Source organism: Bacillus mycoides, assembly GCF_001757995.1.
Taxonomy (GTDB): Bacteria; Bacillota; Bacilli; order Bacillales; family Bacillaceae_G; genus Bacillus_A; species Bacillus_A mycoides_B.
In genome coordinates this window covers 1-22,627 of the sequence record NZ_LXLV01000023.1, presented here as the reverse complement: position 1 = coordinate 22,627, position 22,627 = coordinate 1, and the positions used below count along the sequence as shown (strand labels likewise).

Genomic DNA, 22,627 nt, shown 5'->3' with positions numbered 1-22,627 from the left:
AAAAGGAGGGAGAGACCGATTGAGGAAAAACAATTAATTGAAAAAGCACAGCAAGGAAGCGAACATGCTTTTCGTATCCTTGTACAAACATATCGTCATTATATTTTTCAAGTTATCTTTTCTATTTTAAGACATGAAGAAGATGCTAAAGATGTTACACAAGAAGTATTCGTAAAAATTCACACCTCTCTCCCTAATTATCAATTTCGCGGATTAAAAACGTGGATGGCACGTATTGCTACCAATCACGCTATTGATTATAAGAGGAAGAAAGCTAGAGAAAACGAAGAACTCTCCTTATGTAAAGAAACTGAGGAAAGTATAAAATCCTCTCATAACATTGAAGCTTTACTATTGACGAAAGAGCAAAAATTACTCATTGCTCAAAAACTAAGAGAACTGCCGGAAAATTACCGTGATGTTGTTCTCGCACATTACTTAGAAGAAAAAAGCTATCAAGAAATTGCTTTCCAGGAAAACATCGAAGTGAAAACGGTCGAAATGAAACTGTATCGGGCAAGAAAATGGATTAAAAAACATTGGAAGGAGGAAGAGTTTCTATGATGCATTATTCAAAAGAAGATTGGCACAAGTATACATTAGATGTTATAGCAAGCAATGAACGTGAATTTATGGAAGAACACCTTTATAAATGTGATCATTGTTTAGCACTTTATATGGAAAATATTGATGAACAACATGAAAACCTTCCAATGATAATTGATGATTCATTTACGAACGAAGTTATAGCGCAAATTAATTTTGAAACGCTAGACTCTAATGAAAATATAAAAACAAACCAACTAAAGCGTACGATTATTCACTACATAATTGCGACGGCGGCTACAATTATTTTTATGGTAAGTGGTTTATTCCATTATATTTTTACAGCGACATCAAATTTCGAAAAATCTTCGAAATACAATGAGACTTCTATATCACAACAACTTGTAAACAAAACGATTCACACATCCAAAAAGGACGGAGGTTTGAAGCATGAATAAAAATCCCTTTTTAGCACTTGTGTTAGGGCTAATTCCTGGGCTTGGACATTTATATTTAAAAAAGATAGGACGGTTTATTTTATATAGCGGAGGGGCTTTATTACTATTTATTGCAGCAGTAGGGTTTACCGTTCTAGGAAATCACCAAATTATTTTTCTCCCCTTATTTCTATTAACAGTACTATGGGTGATAAATATAATAGACTTAATCATTACAATAATGAAGCAATCACAGAAGCCGAAAACTGGGGAAGATCAAGAATCTGCTAAAGAAAGCGAACGATTTTATATCATTCTCTTATCAATCATCCCTGGACTTGGTCATTTCCAATTAGGACTTATGCAGCGTGGCCTTACATTTTTAGTAGCTTGCACAGGAATCGGGAGTATGATTATATTCGTTGCACTCTTAACATCTCAAGAGAGTTTCCTTATCTTCCTTATTACGCTACCTGTTTTATGGATTTATAATTTCTTCGATGTTGTTCAACAACTCCAGAAAAAAGAACGTGGTGAGCAACTAATTGATCGTACTATTTTTGAAGACTTTGAAGAGCACCGTGAACAAGGAAAGAAAAATAAAACATTCGCTTCCATTTTAGCAATGTTTCCTGGAGCAGGACATATGTATTTAGGCTTACAGCGCCGTGGTCTTCAGCTTATGGCAGCCTTTTTACTATCAATTTATTTACTCGACTTATTAAGACTTTCTGCGTTTTTATTTTTAGTACCAATCATTTGGTTTTATAGCTTTTTTGATGCGTTACAACAAACAGCAAAATATGGAAAAGAACGCGTAAATGACGAACCAATTATCGATTATTTCATAAATCATCAAAGATGGATCGGTATCGGATTAATTGCATTAGGTGGTTATTATTTATTAAATCAAACAGTCCTTCCTATTTTGAATGATTATTTTGCAACTATATTTAATATTCATCTTAGCGAACTATATTATCGTTATTTCCAAACATCTATCGTTGCTCTCCTTCTAATTGGTGGCGGCTTTAAATTGTTACTTGGAAATAAAGAAAACAAAGGTGGTACAAAAGAATGAGAACATGGCGCGTTGGAACATTTTCAATGGGGCTTTCCATTATTACATTAGGTTGTTTCTTACTATTTTCAGTCATTAAAGGCACTCAAGTATTGGATACATTAACAGCATGGTGGCCGGTTTTACTTATTATTCTTGGCGTGGAAATTTTACTATACCTTCTATTTTCTAAGAAGGAACAATCATTTATTAAATATGATATTTTTAGTATTTTCTTTATCGGCGTTTTAGGAAGCGTCGGAATTGCTTTTTACTGTTTATTATCAACTGGATTACTAGATGAAGTTCGTCATTCTATTAATACCACTCGGCAAACGAGTAATATTCCAAGTGGACAACTTGATATACCTGAATCTATCAAAAAAATTGTAGTGGATGCAGGGCATTACCCTCTAACGATAGAGGGTAATAATACAAATCAAATTCACCTTCTTGGAACATATGAAATGACAACGAAAGATAATGAAAAACTCAATTTAAAACAAGAGGATTTCCTTTCAGTTCAAACAGCTGGGGAAACGATGTATATCACATTAAAACCATTACCAGTTCAACATACGTTATGGAATTCAGCACCACAGGTAAAACCAACACTCGTTCTTCCTCAAAATAAAAATGTAGAAGTTCGTGCTTCAAATAACGAACTATCCCTTTATCCAGGTCAATTACAAAATAATTGGTTTGTACAAGAAAGTTCAAATGTATCTGTCCATTTAACAAAAGAAAGCGATGTATCTTTAATCGCCATAACAAACAAAAAAGAAGCGCACGGAAACACACCTTGGGAACAAGTTGAAGATTTAACGAAAAAAGAAGATAATACTTCAGAAGAAAATCCAGAATTCAACGGGCAAGAACATTGGTATAAAAACTCGATTAAAACAGGAAATGGGACGTACAAGTTAAATATTGAGAAAGCTTATAATATAAATATGAGTATTATTGAAAAATAAAAAACCTTCCACAATTGTGGAAGGTTTTTCTCATATAATCGCTTTTATTCCTTCTAAAACTAATCCGATCATAAAGCCACAAACAGCCCCGTTCACACGAATCCACTGCAAATCTTTACCGACATTATTTTCAATCATTTCGATTAATGTTTTATCATCTAACTTATCAAGGTTTTCTTGCACGAGCTTTCCAATTTTTGAATGATTTTTTTCAACAATAGTAACAACTTGTTTTTGTAACCAATCTTCTATTTTTTGAACAGTCAGTTCATCTTCTTTTATTTTATTCATTTGTGTTTGTAAGAATGGAACAACATATTTATCGGCAAATTCTTCATTCTTCACAAAGGTAACTGCCCTTTGTTGTACTTGCTCTAGCATTTCTTTTATTTTGTCAGTAGCATTCCAGTTGGCAATCCATTTTTCTTTCCAATTCTCTAATTCCTGTAATAAAGATTCATTTTCTTTTACATTTATAATTTCTTGACGAATTTTCGCTAATATAAGTTGTCTTGTGCTATTATCAGCATCTTGCAAGCTGTTAATATTGCTAATAATAAACTTCTGCAAAATGCCGCCAATTTTATCTTCATCAACAATATTCATAAACGATTTCAAAGTAAACTGTAGGAATCCATCTACTTTTATATTCTCCATTGCCTTCATACCTAAGCTTCCGAGCTGGTAACGAGCTTCATCTTGCGCTGTCCAATCTTTCACTTTTACTAATATGTAATCAAGTGTTTTTTCATCATATTCTTGCACTACTAATTGATCAACGAGAACTTGTAATATGTTACTTGTGTTAATTGTATGCAAATACGTTTTTAATTCTTTTTCAATTATAACTGCTAATTTTTCCGTATCTATTTGAAGAATCGCTTTCTCAGCAATTGTTACAATTCCTTTTTTCACAGCATCAGACTGTAACTCTTTCTCAGCAATTTGCAGTATCATTTGTGCTAGCTGCATTTCTTTTACTTTACTTGTAATGCTGTCTTTCGTCAGCCATTCATTTTCTAACGTAGAAACGAGCCCCTTTGTTACCCGCTTACGATTTTTTGGTAATAATGCTGTATGTGGAATTGGGATTCCCAACGGATGACGGAATAAAGCTGTAACCGCAAACCAATCCGCAAGTCCACCAACTAACCCAGCTTCAAATCCCCCTTGAATAATCTCCCCAGCTACCGTTCCTTGAAAAGGGATTGAAGCCGCAAAACCTACGCCCATAACCCCAAGCGAAATACCCGCTATATATTTTGTCTGTAATGACATCGTATACACACATCCTCTTAATTATGTAAAATAAAGCTTTTTTGTTATATTTATTCGATATTAGCAATCCTTTATAACTATACTATAAAGAACTAGTGCGAAAATAACAAAGAATTTTATGTACATGAAAAAAATGAGGCTGTAAATAGCCTCATTTTTATTTTAACATTAATTCCACACCTGTTTTATAATACCCATTCATCACGTCTTCTGGAACCATACTCCCACCAGTTCCCCACACAATATGAGTACCTTTCTTCACCTTCTCTGTTAACTGTTGTTTTTGTAAATACTCATTTTCAGCTTTACATACATTCAGCGGACCTATCATACCCGCTAATGCAGAAGGCTCTAAATAAATATTTTCAGTATCAACCAGTTCCTTTAACAATCTATACAACTCTTCATCACTTACTGTGTAATTCCCGCTCAAAAATGGTTCCATCGTTTTCCCAACAAACCCAGATGGTCTTCCTACCGCAAGTCCATCCGCATCTGTTACATTATCAATACCAATATCTTGAACGGCAATCTTGTCATGAAGTCCTGTCATTAAACCGAGTAACATACATGGAGAGTGCGTAGGCTCCGCAAAGAAACAGTTTACGTTGTCTTTATACAATAACTTTAAGCCAAATGCTACTCCTCCAGGTCCTCCCCCGACACCACATGGTAAATAAACGAATAAAGGATGTTCTTCATCTACTACAATCTCTAACTCTTCTAATTGCTTTTGTAAACGTGATGCTGCTACTGCGTATCCTAAAAATAAATCATGTGAGTTTTCATCATCTACAAAATAACAGCTAGGATCAGCATCAGCTTGTCTTCGTCCTTCTTCTACTGCTTTACTATAATCAGCCTCATATTCAATAACGTTTACACCTTTACTTCTTAATAAATCTTTTTTCCATTGTTTCGCGTCTGCTGACATATGAACAGTCACATTAAAACCTAGTTTCGCACTCATAATCCCGATGCTTAGTCCTAAGTTCCCTGTCGAACCTACCGCAATAGAATATGTTGCAAAAAACTCTCTACATGTATCGCTATCTAAAATGGAGTAATCGTCTTCCTCCGTTAACATTCCGTGCTGAAGTGCCAATTGCTCAGCATGTTTCAACACTTCATATATGCCGCCCCTAGCTTTTATTGAACCTGATATCGGAAGTTGACTATCACACTTTAATAATAGTTCTCCCAATATTGGCTGTCCGTAATTTTTCTCTAAAGATTGTTTCATAGAAGGTATTTTCACTAAAGGTGATTCTATAATGCCACTCATTTCTTTTGTTTCAGGAAAAACTTTCGAAATATATGGTGCAAAGCGCTTTAATCTCTCTTCCGCGTCTTTTACATTTTCTTCATTAAGTGGTGAACCTTTTATTGCTGTTTCGTACTTTTCTATATTCGGATTTACCCAAAATACTTCTTCCGTTGCAATAAGGTTGTTTACTAATGGAAATCGTTCTTTTAATACCTCTATCTCCTTCATTCCTCTTCCTCCTCATATCCTTGTAGCTAGCCATACAATAAATTATAATTGAATTAATTTTAATACAGTTTAACATACATTTTAGTTTTAGTTAATTTTAATTTAATTTATTTAAATATAATTTAATAATTATTAAGGAGAATGTTCTATGGAAAATATAGATATTGGTAAAAAAATTGAAAAACAAAGAAAAGAAAAAGGTTTAACTAGTAAAGAACTAGCAAAGATGGCTGAAATTACACCATCTATGTTAAGTCAAATTGAACGTGGTTCTGCTAACCCTTCCATTCAAACATTAAAGGTACTCGCAAAAGCTCTCGATGTTCCAACATTTAGTTTTTTGCTCGACGAAACAAATACAGACGATTTAATTGTGCGTTCTAATAAACGAAAAAAAATGATTATCGATAATTTATCATATGAATTGTTATCACCTGATTTCACAGGAAATTTAGCAACAGCAATTATGACTGTTCCTCCAAATACTTCTTCATCAGAAAATCTTCTAGAGCATAAAGGAGAAGAATTAGCATTTGTATTAGACGGGAAAATTACATTGTATTTAAATGAAGAAGAATACATATTAGAAACTGGTGATAGTGTAAAAATACCAGCTTATTTAAAGCATAAATGGGTGAATTACTTCGAGAAAAATGCAATTGTTTTATTTTCTGTTACTCCGCCGATTTTTTAATTCATGTGATGATAAAAAAATAACCATGCATGGATGCTCTCCGTACATGGTTATTTTTATTTTTTTGGTACTAACAAAATCCCTAAACTAATAACAAAAAAACTGAGTATTTGCTGTATTGAAAGACCAAATAGAACTGAATTTTGTTCACTAATAAGCGAAATAATGATATGAGCAATTCCTTCGCAAATTAGAAAAACACTTATATTCTTTCCATTTCCTAATCTTTCATTTTTAATCCATAACGAGCCAATTATACCGAGTGCAAGTATAATCTCATACACGAAAATAGGATGATATGAAAATTTAGATTCATATATTTTCATCCCCCATGGCAGTGCCGTTTGTATGCCTACCTCTTGATGGAATAGAAAATAAAAGATGATACTCACACACAATCCAAAAGGTAATGCATCAAGTAAAATACAAAGCGAAAATTGCTCTTTTTTACTTTTCCAAACAATGTATATACTAGCCATAATAAAACCTACTATAATATGCTGGATACTTCCTACAGCTAATAATGCTTGCATTGGCGCCCCAATGGCCCATACCGGATTTAAAATTGCTGGTGCGAATTTCCATATGAATACAATGATGAGAAGACCATTCGTTACTGCATCCATCATTTTTTCATATTGAATATTTTGCTTTTTCATCCTTAGTTTCATCAGAGTAAATCCAAATAGACTTCCTATTATAAGAGAAACTGGTTGTAACCTCACCATCCACTCCATCACTATGAAATCCCCTCTTAATTCTCAATTATTTTCTTAAACTTCTCTTCTAATTGATCTGGAGGTAATACACCTCGTGCATGATCTACAATAATTCCATCTTTATTAACAAAAAATGTCGTTGGTAAAGAGAATACTTTATAATCTATTCCAGCTACTCCATCCATATCTAATAGAACAGGAAATTTAAATCCGTGACGATCTGCAAATGCGCTCGCTTCTTGTACTGGATCCCCAATTGTTGCATTTACCGCAAAGATTTCAACATCCTTTTTATATTTATCATACAAACGAACTAAGTCAGGAGCCTCCATTTCACATGGGCCACACCATGATGCCCAAAAATTAATAATATATGGTTTTCCCTTTGCATCATTTAACGAATAAAGCTTCCCGTCCAATCCTTTTAATGTTATGTTCGGCGCTTTAAATCCCACTTGTGGTAATACTTCTTTCTCTTGTAGCTCCGCTTGTTTCGCTTTTCTTTCTTTTTCTTCTTTCTTTGTATTATAAAAGTTAACCCCTGCCCAAATTAGTGCCCCGACCAGTATAATAGCAATTAGTTTCTTCACTTTTCTTCCCCCTCATTTCTAAAATCCTGTAAATCCACCAAATATACGAATAAAGAACGCTGTAATTTTCGTCATTTGATTTGTATATAATAAAACCCCTGTTACAATCATAATTCCACCGCCAATTTTCATCATGACATTGGCATATGTAACAATCCATTTTACCTTTCCGATAAAAAATGCCATCACGAAAAACGGAACTGCAAATCCAAGGGTGTATGCTGTAATATACAGAAGCGCACTTTCAGGATTGGTCGCACCGAGCATAAGCACTGCAGAAAATATCGGTCCAACACACGGTGTCCATCCTGCTGCATATGTCATGCCGACCAAAACTGAGCGAATATATCCTGTCGATTTACTTCTATATTGTACTTTTTTCTCTGCCATAAGCCACTTAGGCTGAATCAATCCAGTCATAAATAGCCCCATCAAAATAATAAATATCCCACCAATTTGCTGAATCAGCCTTTGATTAGATGAAAAAGTGATCCCAATCCAGCTTACTGATAAACCTAACGCATAAAAAATAACCGAAAAACCGATCATAAAAAATACTGTATGTATAATCGCTGACTTTTGCATAATTCCACGATTTTCTTTTAAATCTTGAATAGACACACCTGTAATATATGATAAATAAGATGGATATAGCGGTAAAGAACATGGTGATATAAATGAAAGTATCCCCGCCCCTACTACTAGCCAAATTGTTAAATCCGCCGCATTCATTTTATTCCTCCTAAAAACACTACAATGCGTAGTGTTAACTATTAAAAAAAGAGGCTATATGCACTCTCCAACAATAAGTACAATCGACATACAAAATAGCCCTAACGTTACATATACTGAATTCGTATGTAATGGTATATTCAGCTTAACAACTTTCTCATTTAACACTTGCTCAATCCGTAAATTAATTGCAGTTTTCGCAAACGAAGCTGTAATACATTGATTTTCCATCGTCTTTATTTTAATTAATTTTAATAATGCACTACCTAGCTCAAATGAAGATTTCATTTTTTGCATCGCATATTTATCAGCTGCTAGCTCCTGATACACATGATAACGCTGCAGCATTCCTTTTAATATAGGAATGTACATCATTCCTTCAGCTAACAATGTAAAGAAAAATAACTTTAATGGATCTCGATTTTTTTGATGATATTCCTCATGTAATACAATCGCATCAATTTCTTCCTCTGAAAACGCCTGAAACATTCCTTCTGAAATAACAATTTTCGGTCGAAATAATCCAATTGTAAATGCCGTAATCTGTAACGTTGATAATACGTACACTTGCTTTCCTTTTCTAGTAATAGACACGAGATTTCTTTTCAATTTTTTACTATAAAAAAACTGCTTCCAAATTCTTTTACTTATAATGATTACAGTAAACAACAGTAATCCTGCTATCATAATGCGGAGTGTTGACAGTTCTCTCATATGTTGTTGCAATTCAAATAAACAAAATTGTGAAAGAAAAAATGCTTTATTTTGAAAAAGAAATGGGTATGTGACGTAGTATACTAACATACTAAAAAAAAGAACACTAATAGTCACTGCTAACAAAACGATTTTACGCATTTGCCACTTCATTTTATCGGTCCTCTTTTTTTAGCTGACTTAATTTCGCTTCTAATTTTTTTATTAAAGATGGATCAGCTTGTTCTAACTCATCTATCATATGGTTCACAACAAGATCTCCAAATTCACCCATTAATTCCTTTGTCATTTTCTTCGTTTGATTAGATAAAAATTCTTCTTTCGTTTGTGTAGTACGATACATACCACTTCTTTTCACGATATGCTTTTCTAAATGTGCTTTCTCTACTAATCTGTTCATAACTGTCATTACAGTATTAAAATTCACCGGGGATTCTTCACTTAATTTCTGTTGCACATCTTTAATGGTAATACCCTCAGTAGCCCAAACAATTTCCATTATTTTCGCTTCAAGCGGTCCGAAAAAGTGATTTAACCCTTGCTCATTTAACTTATAGTTTTGAGTAAACATCGTATGGCCCCTTTCACACTACAGATTGTAGTATAAAATATATAGAAGGTCAAACATGAATGATATTAACTGATACTTAAATGGATCCTAATCTCCACTAATTAGTTATCTGTACCGCGTTCGATTCATTGTAAGCCTAACTTCTCTCCAAATGTATCAAAGAGATAATACTCTAATATTTGCACACTAAACTTCTCATTACGCCCGAGTGCAAATAATTCCCGATCTTTAGCTACGATAGTATCTAATGGAATCACCACATTATCCACTATTTTTGTAATTTCAATTATATTACTTTCTACGTTTACTTCTGTTTTAAATTCAATATTTTCTAATACTATATGTGAACGTCTTCCTGATGCAAAAAAAGTAAAGTTAGGATTTTTAAAAATTCCAATTTCACTCTCCAACGGATATAAATATTTATAAATTATATCTCTGTGTCCATCTTTTATTATTTTTTCATCTTTTTCATCATCTAAATATTCTTTCACCTTCGCTGCGAACTCAAATCGAAAATCCACTCTTTCACGCTCCCTCTTTTCAGTCTACGCTAATAAATATATTAATATAATTTAACCATATTATAAAATAACTTCCTATAAAAAGTAAAATTCACTATTGTAAAACCTCTGGTACTCCAGCACTTTTTAAATATAAACACTCTTTCAATATTAATTAGTACGTCGTTATATTCATTTAAACATATTGTTTCCGTACTTTAAAACAATATTATCCAGTATTATATATCAATAAACTGCTTCTAATTCCTTTCTATCCACAGCTACCGACTCCTTATGCTATTCCAATATATTGTTCACTTTATTTCCCCTTAGTCATTAAATCACAGAAGGAATGTAACTCCCCGCTATCGAATTTTTACATAACAAATATTATTAGGTGGTGCTTTACTATGAAATTAGCTGTCATTGGTGGCGGTGATTTACAAGATCCAAATCACTTGCATATTAATGAACGACTTATAGAATTAACAAATAAACAATACCCAAAAGTATTATTCATTCCAACAGCTAGTCGTGATGATGAAGGATATATAAAGTTATTTTTAGAAACGTTTGAAAAGCAATTACATTGTGAGGTTCAAATTTTACGCATTATAACCGAAACACCTACTAAATATGAAATAGATGAGATGATTCATTCTGCCGATTTAATTTATCTTGGCGGTGGAAATTACGTTCACATGCTTGAACAATGGAAAGAACATAAACTAGATGAAAAGTTACTATTTGCTTTAAAACGTGGAACACTTATTGCAGGATATAGTGCCGGCGCTATGTGCTGGTTCACATCTAGCCTACGTTCAGATTATGAAGGTTCCGGTTATATAGAAAGTAGTGGCTGGAGTATTGTTAACAAAAGATTTTGCCCCCATTACAATCAATTAAATAGAATGAATGCCTTCCATACGTTTTTACAAACTCACCAAGGTAATATAGAGGGCATTGCATTAGAAGATAATTGCGCTTTATATATTACAGAAGGTTCATTTGAAATTATCGGTGAGCCAGATACAGCTTGGGAGTTTTATATGAATAATGGAAAACTCATTAGACAACATTTTGACATAACTTTAAAAAGTTATTTATAAGCATTCATTAACGAAAAATGTCCCTAAGTATAATGACTTAGGGACATTTTTATCTTTTAACTCACTAATCGTGTAATTCGTTTCTTCTGCCATGAAAGCTTATAATATGCATACTGTAATATTAAGCTGACGATGAATGCCGCTGGATACCCAATCCATATTCCTTCTATACCAAGGCTCGTATGATAAGACAGGTAATACGCCACAGGTACTTCAACAAGCCAGATTGATACAACACCAATCACAGTTGGCCAAAGTACCGTACCACTTGCTCGCATTGTCGCACTAATAATTTGTGCATGACCGAAAATTAAGTAACTCCATAAAGTAATCATTACTAAACTATGAGCAATTTCAATTGTAGTTTGACTTGTCAAAAATAGTGCTAAAATATCTCTTGAGAATAAGTAAATAAGCGATATTAATACACCACCAATGATATAATTCATGATAATTCCGGCCTTAACAACTTTCTGTAATCGATCAAATTGGTTTGCACCAATTGATTGCGCTGCAAAAATTGATACGGTAATGCCGAGGCTAACTGCTGGCATTTGTACATAACTTGCAACTTGGTTCACAACACCATACGCCGCTGTTGCATCCGAACCGTAACGATTCACAAATGCGATTACCGCAATTTCTGATAATGAAACTAATATCATATTAATACTCGCTGGGATACCAAGCCGTAACAATAACTTTAATAACTCCCAGTCCATACGAAGATATTTTCTTACTGTAGCGTCTAATTGCAGTGGATGATTTTTCTTCTTTAAATACACTAGCATGACAATAAACGTAATAACTGTAGATATAACTGAAGCATAGGCTGCTCCGTAAACATCTAATTTCGGAGCTCCTAACCAGCCAAAAATAAGAATTGGTAATAAGATCATATTTAGCGCTGTACTTACGATTAAAAAGTAAAATGGCGTTTTAGAATCTCCTGTACCTCTCATAAATGTTGTGTATGCAAAATATAAAAATAATACTGGCATAGATATAAATAAAATTCTTGCGTAATGCACACTTATTTCAATAATATTTTCGGGCGTTCCCATAAGGCGCATAATATCCATCGCAAAAATACTGCCTATTATCGCCAACACGACTCCGATAATAAAAGTAAACGTAAGCGTCGTACCAACGATAGCTTTTAAGCGCTCTTCATTTTTAGCACCAAATGCCTGACCAATTAAAATTGAACTACCAGAACCAATTCCAATTACAAATGAAACGAGTAGGAAAAATAATGGAAAGAACGCTGATATAGCTGCTAAATCATTTACGCCTAGCCATCTCCCTACTACTACCATTCCAAATAACTGTCCAACCGATTGTAATACATTACTTAAAAGTAACGGCACTAAAAACATGGACATCGATTTCCATATCGGTTTATGATCCGCTTCTGACTTCTGTGACTCTACACCCTCTTTATTGTTATCTGTAGGTGGTTTCAAATTTCATTTCTCCTTTTATTAATTTCTGCACGGTTATATCTGTGCGCTCCGTACTGTTCCAACTTTTCCAATTCTACTTTCGATATTGAAATGCCCAGTCCCTTTCTTTTTGAGACCTCTGATGCTTCAAGTTCATCATACATTTTTTTGTATTTATAATGCGCTACATATTTCAATCCCTATCTCTTTGTATAGTTGTTTTTATTCTGTGCTTCTATTCATTTTCTTTGCTTAGCACTTATAACTTCACCCAATATTGGCTTCCATCAGCTGTTCTATCTAAAAAACCATACTCGATTAAATATCTTCTTAAAGTTACAAAATCCGGATATACATTTTCTAAAACTGTATTTACTTCTTTTTCCGTATACTTTTCATTGCTATCAAATTTCTTCACTAAATGACGCAATATAATTAATTTACGCTTTTGCTTTTTCGGAAATTTAGAAAGCGGTCCATCCAAACCTTCTGTAAAATGCGCTGTTAAAACTTCAGCATTTTCTTCCTCTGTAATATTGTATCGATCATCCACCATCGTAGCTGTTCTATGAATCGGTACAAATTTAGTTTGAACTTTGGATTTTTCTTCTGACAATTCCATTAACGCTAAAAATACTTTCGCTTGCTTCATTTTCTCTCGTAATGTAAATCGATGATTGCGAATCGTCGACGTGCTCCCGCCATCCATTTCTTTTACAATCTCTTTATCGTTAAGTCCCATATGGAAAAACTGAACCATTTTCTTTTGCAAATCAGTTAAACCTGTAAACTTCTTATCAAGATTTAATAAATATTCAAACATAGACGTATGTTCATTTTGAATATGCAACTGTACAAACTTCTCTGCTTCATACAAAACTTGATTTTCTTGATAAATAACCCCTTTAATAAACGTTTCTCCACAAGCTAAACAAATATACTCCTCTGCTGCCTCGTCAAATACATACCCTTTCTTTAATTCCTCTACCGACGCATCCCAAAACTTCTCTGAAATATCACTCATACTAAACATTCCTCCAAAAAGTTTATTTTAAATACAAACAAATTATATTTTCGTTTATTATGACCTCACCATCTTAACATAAATAAAGCAAACATTTCAATGTTTCGTTTACCTATTTTATAAACCTTTATAAAAATGTTTGTCTAAATATAATAAATAGGACTTATCACACCGAAAAGCGAATGTATTTTAACAAACTAATTATTATGGGATGTGAAACAAAACATGACTACTATTCAAGATCCTTCCAGCATTCAATTTTAACTACAAAAAAGGTGTTTCCATATATGGAAACACCTTTTACCTTTTATATATTTTATAAACAACCTCTACTAAAACTTTACTTGCTTGTACAAATACATGTTTTCGATTTCCATCCTCAACGAATCTATTTGAACAACCACTAATCATCATCATACAATTAATTAGGACTATTACTTTAATGCTTTTTCTGCAAATCATTTTATGCAACTCCACTTTTGAAAAACTTCATTTAAATTTACCCCATCAAAAAAAGTTTACACGAATAATGACACACAAAAATATGTAATGTTGCATATTCTTTCGGTTTATTACGATGTTGTGATTTAATTTATTTAAAGAACACGTATACCGAGGTGACTAACTTGAAATTTAAAGCGAAAAAAAATCCATTTCACGTCATTTTCATTACATTATTTATAATTATTTTTTTCATTTCACTATTCTTACAAAATGAGAATTCTATTTTTTTCACTTTCATGATGCTCCTAAACATCGTGAATCTTTCTTCTTTCTATTTTTCTCATTACAAAATAACGGAATCGTCTCTTGTTGTGAAACATGGTTTCATACTCCAAACGGAAATTCCATTTAAAGATTTACGCCACATAAAATACACAGGCAAAAAACTTCATTCAGAAAAATGGACAAGACAGCAATTAGAAATTCATTATAATTTATTTGATTCAGTAACAACTTTTGTACCACAGGAAGAGGAAAAATTTATTTCACTCTTAAAAGAAAACTGGCCAAATGTGAAAATAATCAATAGCACCTCAAATGAATAATTTTGTTTGAGGTGCTATTAGGATAACTATATAAGAATTGAATATCCTCCCCAAGCAAAACCGCCGTTTACATAGTTATTCTCCCCTCAGACTAACTACTCAATAGTTAGTCTATTTTTTATTACATAAAGATACTACCCCTCCATCACAAACAAACGATACGAACATACACTATTTCTAGAAAAACAAACTACTACACAAAATGAATGAAAGGTGCTTATTATGTATGAGTTAAGTTATGAAGGATTAACAAGTGAAATTATTACAAGATATGATTGTGAGTATGAAGAAGCTAGACAAGAATGGAATCGGGCTATTCAAAAGTTTCCCTTATCTATCATTTATTGTTTTACGAAATGGGATGTTAGTAATGCAATTATTTGGGCAAGAAAAAATGAAATTACTATTCGCATTCGTTCTGGTGGACACCATTACGAAGGATATTCTGTCGGAAACAACGTCCTCGTAATTGATATAAGTAAAATGAACTCTATGCAGCTTAATGAACATAAAAACACATTAGTAATTCAAGGTGGTGCTCAAAACAAACAAATCTATGACTTTATCTCTTCAAAAGGTTATCCATTTCCAGGAGGAACTTGTCCAACTGTTGGAGTAAGTGGATACACTTTAGGCGGCGGTTGGGGCTATTCTAGTAGGTATTTCGGCCTTGGTTACGACAATTTAATAGAGTTAAGGTAAAATAATTACAGCTAATGAAACTTGCCATAAAGATTTATTTTGGGCTTGTCGCGGGGCAGGTGGTGGAAACTTTGGTATCGTCGTTTCACTAACTTTTAAGCTTCCTCCAAAAGTTGATAAAGTTACTTTAGTTGAACTATATTGGCCTAACACTTCAGTAGACATCCAAAAGAAATTTCTTCATACATGGCAAAAATGGTTAGTAAATTTGAATAGTAAAATGACAATCGGCGCAAGCGTATACAACTCCGCCGAGGAAGGACTAGCAATATTTGGACGAGGTTTGTATTACGGTACCCCTGAAGACTCAGCATTCATTTTACAAGATTTACTCCATATAAACGGTGTGAAGATGAATTTACAATATATCGATTTTCTTGAAGCAATGACCATTGTACAATCTTCATATCCACCGTCTGAACAATTTAAATCTACAGGCCGGTTCGTTCAGAGACAGTATAACGAAGAAGAAATCGATAAGATTATTAGTCTTCTTAAAGATAAGGCTTCCGGCAGTATTTTTGCAGCAATAAGTCTCTATCCCCTTGGAGGGAAAATTCAGGATGTAGATAAAGATGCGACCGCTTTTTATTACCGCGATTCACATTATATTCTAGGCATCCAAACTATATGGGAAGATCCGATTTTTAAAAAGGATAATTCCCAATGGTTAGAAAAACGATTTGACTATATAGAATCCATAACAGAAGGCTCATTCGTCAATTTCCCATACAGCAATTTGAAAGATTATATGAACGCTTATTACGGGACACACGCGAACAAATTAAGAAAAATCAATAAAAAATATGACCCTTTATGTGTATTTACTTTTCTACAAGGAATTAAAAATTAATATGCAATAAAAAAGCCAAGATTCTAAAGTAAGAACCTTGGCCTCTTCTATTATTCTTTCGGAGCAATCATTTTTTTCGGGTCTACAATTTCATCAAATTGCTCTTCTGTTAGTAATCCCGATTGCAATGCTGCTTCTTTTAAAGTTAACCCTTCTTTATGGGCATGCTTCGCAATTTTCGCGGCATTTTCATACCCGATATGTGGGTTTAGCGCTGTTACAAGCATTAATGAACGATTTACATTTTCATTAATTACTTCTTCATCTGCTTCAATACCAACTGCACATTTATCATTAAATGAAACGGTTGCATCAGCTAATAAGTGAGCAGATTGCAGGAAGTTGTAAGCAATAACTGGTTTGAATACGTTTAGCTCAAAATTACCTTGGCTCGCAGCAAATCCGATTGTTGTGTCATTCCCCATAACTTGTGCTACAACCATTGTTAGTGCTTCGCTTTGCGTTGGATTTACTTTCCCTGGCATAATAGAGCTTCCTGGTTCATTTGCAGGAATAATAATTTCTCCAAGACCACTACGCGGACCACTTGCAAGCCAGCGCACATCGTTAGCTATCTTCATTAAATCCGCAGCTAATGCTTTTAATGCTCCGTGTGCAAATACAACTTCATCATGGCTCGTTAACGCATGGAATTTATTTGGTGCAGAAACAAATTGTTTACCTGTAAACAGACTAATTTCTTCTGCTACCATCTCACCAAATTTAGGGTGCGCATTAATTCCAGTTCCAACCGCAGTACCACCAATTGCTAATTCTTTCATATATGTATTGCTATCTGCAATCATACGCTCTGTTTTTTCAAGCATACGGTGCCATCCGCTAATTTCTTGTCCTAACGTTAACGGTGTTGCATCTTGTAAATGTGTACGACCGATTTTAATAATATGTTCAAATGCAGTTACTTTTTCTGCTAATGTTTCTTTTAATTTCGTAATAGCTGGCAATACATGATTTTCTACCGCAATTACACACGCTACATGAAGTGCTGTTGGGAACGTATCATTTGAACTTTGAGACATGTTCACGTCATCATTCGGATGAATATGAACGTCAGATCCCTTTTCTTTCAAAATTTGATTACCGCGGTTTGCAATTACTTCATTTACATTCATATTCGATTGTGTACCACTACCTGTTTGCCATACGACAAGCGGAAAATGTTCATTCCATTTTTCTGTGATAACTTCATCAGCAGCTTCCACAATTGCTTGTGCTTTTTCTTCTGATAACTTTCCTAATTTTTGATTGCTAATCGCTGCACTCTTCTTTAAAATCGCAAATGCTTTTACAATTTCAAGCGGCATATGCTCTGTTCCAATCGGAAAGTTTTCCTTACTACGCTGTGTTTGTGCTGCCCATAATTTATCAGCTGGAACTTTCATTTCTCCTAATGTATCTCTTTCAATTCTGTACTCCATTTTTTCATCCCCTTGAAAATAAAATACCTACATTTCTCATTTTAACAGACTTTCATCCAAATGATAAGAATTCTCACTCGTATATATAAAAAAAATACCTTCCGCCATCGCAGAAGGTATTTTTTTATGATGCTTGCTTTCCTTTTTCAACGTCATCTACATACCAAATGAATTTTCCTGTATATCCGTAAATAACTGCCAAAATTAATGAAACAAAGCTTAACCACATAAACGGAACGTATGAGAACGTTGCTACACCTAAAATACCAGCCATAAAAATACCATTATCCGACCACGGAACCATACCAGAAGTTAACGTTCCACCTACTTCTGAGTTACGCGCTAATACACGGCGGTCTATTTTTAATTTATCATAGCTATCTTCCATAATTTTCGGTGTTAAAATAAGTGATACGTACATCGCACAACCAAATATATTAGCTAAGAATGCCACGATTAATGTAGACACTGTTACATTACCTGCAGAATTTAATTTCTTCTCAAATTTTGATACGATTACTTTTAAAACACCTAGCTTTTCAAGTAGTCCACCAAAACCTAAGCCGAAAATAATAACGGCTACTGAACCAAGCATACCGTTAATTCCACCACGGTTTAATAACTTATCGACAAACTCGACACCAGATTGAATTGAGAATCCGTTATATGCTGTTCCAATTGCCTCTCCAAAGTGCATCCCTTGGAAAAGAGTTGCCCAAATTGCACCAATTAAAGCTCCCATAGCAATTGTTGGCATAGAAGGTTTCTTCAGCGCCAATAGCACAATAACCATTACAGCAGGAACAAGCATCCATATTTTAATATCAAATTCCTTTAATAAAGCCTCTTTTAAAAACTCTACTCTATTTAAATCTACATTATCTCCGCCATACATCCAACCAGCAACAGTAAACATAATGCTGGTAATAATATAAGCCGGAACGTCTAATACGAGCATAGCTCGAACGTGGGCAATAACATCTACTTTCGCCATAGAAGCTGCAAGAACTGTGCTATCAGAAAGTGGTGATAATTTGTCTCCAAAGTAAGCTCCTGAAAGAACTGCACCTGCAACAAGCGGCAGTGGTAATCCAAGCCCTTCACCAATCGCCATCATAGCAATACCAGCTGTTCCAACTGTTCCCCATGATGTTCCTGTCGCAATAGAAGTTATTGAACAAATAATTAAAGTTGCCAATAAGAATATGCTAGGGTGAATGAATTCTAATCCATAATAAATTAATGTAGGTACAACCCCACCAGCAATCCATGTTCCAATTAAAGCTCCAACTGCAACTAAAATAAGAATTGCTTCTAATCCATTAGAAATCCCTTTTGTAATTGCATCTTGCAATTCTTGATAACGAAATCCTAACCTTAATCCAAGCGCAATAACTAAAAACCATGAAATAAATAGCGCTAATTGAATTGGGAGATCAAAAATCGTTTGGAAGGAAAAGACGACAGCAAGAAATAGGAATAAAAGAATGATGATTTCTAGCATCGAGGGTAATCTTACACTTTTCATTTTTTTCTCTCCTTACAAGTCGATAACATGATGTATGTCGTCTTACGTGTATGTAGTATACAATTTGCGAAGACAAAACAAAATTTTCATATTATTTCGATTTATTTTTTCAGTATAATATATTCACAACCCTTTCTATTGTAAAAGTAGATTGTGCTTTTCGCAATGAAAAATATAAAAAATGTTATATTTTTATTTCTTTTGAAAAAATTATCTAATAATAACTTTTTAATATTTGCCACAACAAAAATTTCCACTGCTGTTCTCAGCTCATATGTAGTACTATATTTCCCCTTATCCAAAAGAACACACATCATTTATTACAATACAAGGTGCTGGTGAATGGATTGCGGCATTACCTGCAGCTTAAAAAAATCAAATTAAAAATCCTGCTAGCATTTTAACACCAACCGCTCTACAATATTTTTCTATAATCAAAAAAGAGCATGTTACACTTTTATGTAACATGCTCTTTCTTTACTACTCTATATGGCTATGCCTGAATGTCTGCAAATTCTTCAATATGCTCGTACTCTTTTTCCAATTCCTCTAAAGAAAGCTCGTATAATTGCTGATCACGAACTTTAAACACCCCTGCTCCAATTAACTCATCAATTAAGTGCCTCTTACGATTTTCAACAGCAAAACGGAGTTGACTACTCATCTTTTAAAAAACTCCTTTCTACGATCATTGAAAATGATAATCCTTATCAATTACCACTTTTGATTATAAAAGATGATTCTTAATAAGTAAAGTAACCTTATGAAATATTTACCTTACAAAGTATTTGTGGCCACATTATATATATGTATGCCACGTGAAAAATGTTATGACACTTTTTCATACCTTTTTTCTTTCATACTTTGCAAGTTGTCTCACTATGGTTAAATTCATCTTCTATTTCAACTTGAATGGTGACATGTTCTACATGAAATTTTTCCTTTAATACATCCGTTGCTTCTTTCAATACACTTTGCGTTTCATTACCTTCGATAATAAGATGACAAGTTAGTACTTGAAAATCTGATGTTACAGACCATATATGTAAATCATGAACTTCTTTTACAATAGTAATATTTAATAATGTATTTTTCACCTCTTCAGCATCTATGTGCTGCGGTGCACCTTCCATTAATATGTGAACTGTATCACGTGTTACACGCCATCCACTTATAATGACTAAAATTGACACAAGAATACTAGCAATCGCATCTGCAGCAGTCCATCCGAAAAATTTAATAAGCAGTGCTGCAATTATCGCTCCTACAGAACCTAATAAATCACCGAGTACATGTAAAAAAGCACTTCTTAAATTCAAATTACCTTTCACATCTCCGCCTCTCATTAATATCCAAGCGGATAGAATATTAATAAGCAAACCAAGTACAGCGATAATGAGCATCCCATTACTAGCAATCTCCACTGGCTCTTTAAAACGACGAATTGCTTCAATAAAAATGTATACTGAAATGACAATAAGAACGACACCGTTACATAATGCCGCTAACATTTCGACACGCTTATACCCGTATGTTTTTGCAGCCGTTGCTGTTTTCTCTCCAAGCTTGAAGGCAAGTAAGCTTAAAGCGAGAGATACTGCATCACTTAACATATGCCCCGCGTCAGATAATAGTGCTAAACTATTCGTTACAAATCCGCCAATAACTTCAGCAATCATAAAGCTTGTCGTTAATAGGAAGGCAATTAGTAACGCCTTTTTATTTTTTGAATGACCGTGATCATGTGAATGTCCCATACTTATACTCCTTTAAGTGCAATATCTGTATGTTAGTATGCAACAAATTCCCCATTTTTATCCCGCTTCCTTCTATACACAACCTTCGCTACTTTTTCAGCAATTCCTTTTTCTCAACAAAAAACAAGACTACTTCTTTTCTATTTTCATATTGTTTACTATTGAAAGAAATTTTAAGGAGGGTACTAAATTGAAAAGATTATTCCTCTGTATGGAACGTGAACTTGTTGTAGTAAAAGAACAACATGGTAACTATGAAACCACATATCACTTACAAAATATGCAACCTACCTGTATTGCAGTTGATCCATTTCAAAAGAATCGTGTATATTGCGGGACATTTGGACGAGGTTTATGGTTAAGCGATGATGGTGGGGATTCATGGCGACCAATTGGGGACTCTTATCGTTATTTTGATTTCCCGAAAGAAGATGGCATTTTACATTCTTCTATCACTTCCATAACGGTAAGCTCTAATGAACAAGTTAACGGATATGGCGTCGTTTATGCAGGCACAGAACCTAGTGCTTTATTCCGTTCAGAAAATGGCGGAGAAACGTGGACTGAACTTAAAAATATGAAATCATTATTATCTTCCTATACGTGGGCCTTTCCGCCTAGACCTTTTACCCATCACGTGCGCTGGATTACAGTTGATCCAAACAATCAACGTACAATTCACGTTTCAATCGAAGCTGGTGCTGTTATTCAAAGTAACGATAAAGGGCATACATGGATTGATAAAAAATTCGGTGCTCCTATCGACGCCCATCAGTTACTTATGCACCCTGATGCCCCAAATCGCCTTTATGCATCATGCGGTGATGGGTTTATGGGCGGACCTGATCGTGCATATCTTGAAAGTTATAACAGTGGAAACAGCTGGATCTCATGTAGTGAAGGACTTGAACATCATTATTTATACAGCATGGCTATCGATCCAGCTGATTGTAATACGATTCTCGTTTCTGCCGCACCGAGTGCTGATCTCGCTCATCACCGTATTCCTTATGAATCTTATATTTATAGAAAAACGAAAGATACTCCTTTCCAGCAAGTACAGCAAGGACTACCATCTGCAATCGGTACAGTCATTTCGATGTTTGCGACAAATCCAGCAGAGCCACATACATTTTACACTTTAAATAACAACGGCATCTTCCAATCTGTAGATAGCGGCGAAACGTGGGAACAACTAAATATTCCGTGGAAAGATGAATATAAAACGCAGCATCCCCATGCGTTACTCGTTACTAATTCTTAACAAAAAGAGACTGCCTATGATATTATCCCCTTTAAGTAGACAGTGTAAAAAGACCATGTACATACATGGATGTTACACTATTACTTGGAGGGGATTTTTCATGACTAAAAAAGGTTCAATATTTATTACATATTCAGAAGAATT

24 protein-coding genes and 1 pseudogene are annotated in these 22,627 nt (G+C 34.1%); 9 read left to right on the top strand and 16 right to left on the bottom strand.

Annotated elements, in window-relative coordinates; translation table 11 throughout:
* Positions 1-18: 18 nt before the first annotated feature.
* From BWGOE10_RS08365 to exsE, 4 genes are read left to right on the top strand one after another with little or no spacing between them, the layout of a single operon-like run.
* Positions 19-564, top strand: coding sequence for an RNA polymerase sigma factor (locus BWGOE10_RS08365; protein ID WP_321969981.1), 546 nt, complete (start codon positions 19-21; stop codon positions 562-564).
* Complete coding sequence (locus tag BWGOE10_RS08360) at positions 561-1,004, top strand: hypothetical protein (protein ID WP_070141668.1); 444 nt, start codon at positions 561-563, stop codon at positions 1,002-1,004. Before BWGOE10_RS08365 ends, BWGOE10_RS08360 begins: the two co-directional genes overlap by 4 nt.
* Positions 997-2,064: a hypothetical protein gene (locus tag BWGOE10_RS08355; RefSeq protein WP_070141667.1), complete on the top strand. Its 1,068-nt coding sequence runs from the start codon at positions 997-999 to the stop codon at positions 2,062-2,064. The genes BWGOE10_RS08360 and BWGOE10_RS08355 overlap by 8 nt, the downstream gene beginning before the upstream one ends.
* Positions 2,061-3,017 (top strand): exosporium protein ExsE, encoded by a 957-nt coding sequence (gene exsE, locus BWGOE10_RS08350; protein ID WP_070141666.1) that lies wholly within the window; start codon positions 2,061-2,063, stop codon positions 3,015-3,017. The genes BWGOE10_RS08355 and exsE overlap by 4 nt, the downstream gene beginning before the upstream one ends.
* Positions 3,018-3,047: 30 nt before the next feature.
* On the opposite strand, the gene BWGOE10_RS08345 is transcribed toward exsE, so the two are convergent.
* Together BWGOE10_RS08345 and BWGOE10_RS08340 are read right to left on the bottom strand one after the other, a co-directional pair.
* Positions 3,048-4,295: a DUF445 domain-containing protein gene (locus tag BWGOE10_RS08345; RefSeq protein WP_070141665.1), complete on the bottom strand. Its 1,248-nt coding sequence runs from the start codon at positions 4,293-4,295 to the stop codon at positions 3,048-3,050.
* Positions 4,296-4,452: 157 nt separating this feature from the next.
* A complete protein-coding gene (locus BWGOE10_RS08340; protein ID WP_070141664.1) occupies positions 4,453-5,790 on the bottom strand; it encodes a D-serine ammonia-lyase in 1,338 nt (445 codons plus the stop codon).
* A gap of 148 nt (positions 5,791-5,938) precedes the next feature.
* Between BWGOE10_RS08340 and BWGOE10_RS08335 the strand changes: the two genes are divergently transcribed.
* Positions 5,939-6,484 (top strand): helix-turn-helix domain-containing protein, encoded by a 546-nt coding sequence (locus BWGOE10_RS08335; RefSeq protein ID WP_070141663.1) that lies wholly within the window; start codon positions 5,939-5,941, stop codon positions 6,482-6,484.
* A 56-nt stretch (positions 6,485-6,540) separates the two neighbouring features.
* Here the strand turns inward: BWGOE10_RS08335 and BWGOE10_RS08330 are convergent, their stop codons facing one another.
* From BWGOE10_RS08330 to BWGOE10_RS08305, 6 genes are all read right to left on the bottom strand, one after another.
* Positions 6,541-7,224 carry a prolipoprotein diacylglyceryl transferase family protein gene (locus BWGOE10_RS08330; protein WP_070141662.1) on the bottom strand — a complete coding sequence of 228 codons (684 nt, stop codon included), beginning with the start codon at positions 7,222-7,224 and terminating at the stop codon, positions 6,541-6,543.
* Positions 7,225-7,238: 14 nt separating this feature from the next.
* Positions 7,239-7,793, bottom strand: coding sequence for a TlpA family protein disulfide reductase (locus BWGOE10_RS08325; protein WP_070141661.1), 555 nt, complete (start codon positions 7,791-7,793; stop codon positions 7,239-7,241).
* A gap of 18 nt (positions 7,794-7,811) precedes the next feature.
* The gene (ccdA, locus tag BWGOE10_RS08320) at positions 7,812-8,525 is read right to left on the bottom strand and encodes a cytochrome c-type biogenesis protein CcdA (protein WP_070141660.1); all 714 of its coding nucleotides are present in this window, start codon (positions 8,523-8,525) and stop codon (positions 7,812-7,814) included.
* Between the two features lie 54 nt (positions 8,526-8,579).
* Positions 8,580-9,392, bottom strand: coding sequence for a M56 family metallopeptidase (locus tag BWGOE10_RS08315; RefSeq protein ID WP_070141659.1), 813 nt, complete (start codon positions 9,390-9,392; stop codon positions 8,580-8,582).
* Between the two features lies 1 nt (position 9,393).
* Entirely contained in the window at positions 9,394-9,810 is a 417-nt protein-coding gene (locus BWGOE10_RS08310; RefSeq protein ID WP_070141658.1) for a BlaI/MecI/CopY family transcriptional regulator, read from the bottom strand.
* A 125-nt stretch (positions 9,811-9,935) separates the two neighbouring features.
* Entirely contained in the window at positions 9,936-10,334 is a 399-nt protein-coding gene (locus tag BWGOE10_RS08305; RefSeq protein WP_070141657.1) for a DUF3942 family protein, read from the bottom strand.
* Positions 10,335-10,723: 389 nt separating this feature from the next.
* On the opposite strand from BWGOE10_RS08305, the gene BWGOE10_RS08300 reads away from it, so the two are divergent.
* Complete coding sequence (locus BWGOE10_RS08300) at positions 10,724-11,422, top strand: peptidase E (RefSeq protein WP_002149007.1); 699 nt, start codon at positions 10,724-10,726, stop codon at positions 11,420-11,422.
* A 56-nt stretch (positions 11,423-11,478) separates the two neighbouring features.
* On the opposite strand, the gene BWGOE10_RS08295 is transcribed toward BWGOE10_RS08300, so the two are convergent.
* From BWGOE10_RS08295 to BWGOE10_RS32805, 4 genes are all read right to left on the bottom strand, one after another.
* Positions 11,479-12,888, bottom strand: a complete 1,410-nt coding sequence (locus BWGOE10_RS08295) for an MATE family efflux transporter (protein WP_070141656.1) — start codon at positions 12,886-12,888, stop codon at positions 11,479-11,481.
* Complete coding sequence (locus BWGOE10_RS08290) at positions 12,885-13,064, bottom strand: hypothetical protein (RefSeq protein WP_070141655.1); 180 nt, start codon at positions 13,062-13,064, stop codon at positions 12,885-12,887. The genes BWGOE10_RS08295 and BWGOE10_RS08290 overlap by 4 nt, the downstream gene beginning before the upstream one ends.
* Before the next feature lie 62 nt (positions 13,065-13,126).
* Positions 13,127-13,891: a DUF2087 domain-containing protein gene (locus tag BWGOE10_RS08285; protein WP_070141654.1), complete on the bottom strand. Its 765-nt coding sequence runs from the start codon at positions 13,889-13,891 to the stop codon at positions 13,127-13,129.
* A 300-nt stretch (positions 13,892-14,191) separates the two neighbouring features.
* Positions 14,192-14,353 (bottom strand): hypothetical protein, encoded by a 162-nt coding sequence (locus tag BWGOE10_RS32805; protein ID WP_171903102.1) that lies wholly within the window; start codon positions 14,351-14,353, stop codon positions 14,192-14,194.
* A 164-nt stretch (positions 14,354-14,517) separates the two neighbouring features.
* On the opposite strand from BWGOE10_RS32805, the gene BWGOE10_RS08280 reads away from it, so the two are divergent.
* Both BWGOE10_RS08280 and BWGOE10_RS08275 read left to right on the top strand, forming a co-directional pair.
* Positions 14,518-14,940: a PH domain-containing protein gene (locus BWGOE10_RS08280; RefSeq protein ID WP_070141653.1), complete on the top strand. Its 423-nt coding sequence runs from the start codon at positions 14,518-14,520 to the stop codon at positions 14,938-14,940.
* A 222-nt stretch (positions 14,941-15,162) separates the two neighbouring features.
* Positions 15,163-16,495 (top strand): annotated as a pseudogene (locus tag BWGOE10_RS08275) (FAD-binding protein).
* Between the two features lie 50 nt (positions 16,496-16,545).
* Here the strand turns inward: BWGOE10_RS08275 and fumC are convergent.
* From fumC to BWGOE10_RS08260, 4 genes are all read right to left on the bottom strand, one after another.
* A complete protein-coding gene (fumC, locus tag BWGOE10_RS08270; RefSeq protein WP_070141652.1) occupies positions 16,546-17,934 on the bottom strand; it encodes a class II fumarate hydratase in 1,389 nt (462 codons plus the stop codon).
* A gap of 124 nt (positions 17,935-18,058) precedes the next feature.
* A complete protein-coding gene (nhaC, locus tag BWGOE10_RS08265) occupies positions 18,059-19,462 on the bottom strand; it encodes a Na+/H+ antiporter NhaC (protein ID WP_070141651.1) in 1,404 nt (467 codons plus the stop codon).
* 493 nt (positions 19,463-19,955) lie between these two features.
* Positions 19,956-20,126 (bottom strand): Fur-regulated basic protein FbpA, encoded by a 171-nt coding sequence (gene fbpA / locus BWGOE10_RS29680; RefSeq protein ID WP_081338091.1) that lies wholly within the window; start codon positions 20,124-20,126, stop codon positions 19,956-19,958.
* A 193-nt stretch (positions 20,127-20,319) separates the two neighbouring features.
* Positions 20,320-21,219, bottom strand: a complete 900-nt coding sequence (locus tag BWGOE10_RS08260) for a cation diffusion facilitator family transporter (protein WP_070141650.1) — start codon at positions 21,217-21,219, stop codon at positions 20,320-20,322.
* Between the two features lie 190 nt (positions 21,220-21,409).
* On the opposite strand from BWGOE10_RS08260, the gene BWGOE10_RS08255 reads away from it, so the two are divergent.
* Positions 21,410-22,483 (top strand): glycosyl hydrolase, encoded by a 1,074-nt coding sequence (locus BWGOE10_RS08255; RefSeq protein WP_070141649.1) that lies wholly within the window; start codon positions 21,410-21,412, stop codon positions 22,481-22,483.
* Positions 22,484-22,627 lie beyond the last annotated feature (144 nt).